The sequence below is a fragment of the Corynebacterium sp. HMSC05C01 genome (assembly GCF_001807155.1).
GTDB lineage: Bacteria > Actinomycetota > Actinomycetes > Mycobacteriales > Mycobacteriaceae > Corynebacterium > Corynebacterium coyleae.
Window position 1 is genome coordinate 1 of the sequence record NZ_KV787934.1, and the last position, 889, is coordinate 889.

Below are 889 nucleotides of genomic sequence, written 5' to 3' on the forward strand. Positions count from 1 at the left end.
CGTCATCCTTGACCGGATCACCGTTCTCGTCGTACACCGGCACCTGGATGGCCGTATCAACCATCTTCACCGGAATATCAAACGACTTACCTTCCTGACCAGCCTTCGGGGTAAACGTCACCTCACCGGTCTTCAGTTCAACCTTAACCTGATCAGCAGTAACACCCTCTGGCAGCTTGTCTTCATTCAAGAAGAACTCAGCAGACTCAAGCTTCTCTTCAACCGGCGTTGTATCCGGGTCATCAAACTTCGGCTTCGACACCGTCGCGGTGCCAACCTTCGCATCCTCAGGCTCATACGCCAAGTACGAGGTGGTTACCGCAAACGCATCCTGCGCAAGCACCGTGCCAGAGTTGTCCTTGCCCTGGTACAAACGCGCAGTAAACGTATCACCGTGCTCAACATCAGCCGGCACCGTCAACGGGCACGACTTAATCGTCGTATCCGCATCAGGCATCACCGGTCCACACGAACCTACCGCATTGCCATCCTTATCAGTCCACTCGATGAAATACTCAAGACCTTCACCAATCGGCAAACCAGTCGTCAGCGTCTCAACGGTCTCACCAACACGAGCCCAATTGTCATAGGTGTTCTTCTCCAGAACATCAAACTTCAACGGCGCCGGATACAGAGCAATATTCCAATTGCCATACGCCGACGTACTCGTCGAAATCAGTGCACCGTCGCCACCAAAGACCTGGGAAGACGTACCCGCATTTGGGCCATCCCAATGACCCAACGACCACGGATACAACGTACCAACATTATCCGGCAGGACATTGCCGTCCTTATCCAAAATCTGCACATACGACCAGTTGGTATTGATGTGCTTCGAAGAACGGTTACCCGCAGCCCAGCTGCCCTGATCATGCGAATCAGCAAGCGT

At 53.3% G+C, this 889-nt stretch carries 1 pseudogene; it reads right to left on the bottom strand.

The features are described from left to right. Positions 1-889: pseudogene (locus HMPREF3145_RS11755) on the bottom strand (hypothetical protein); the annotation flags it as partial.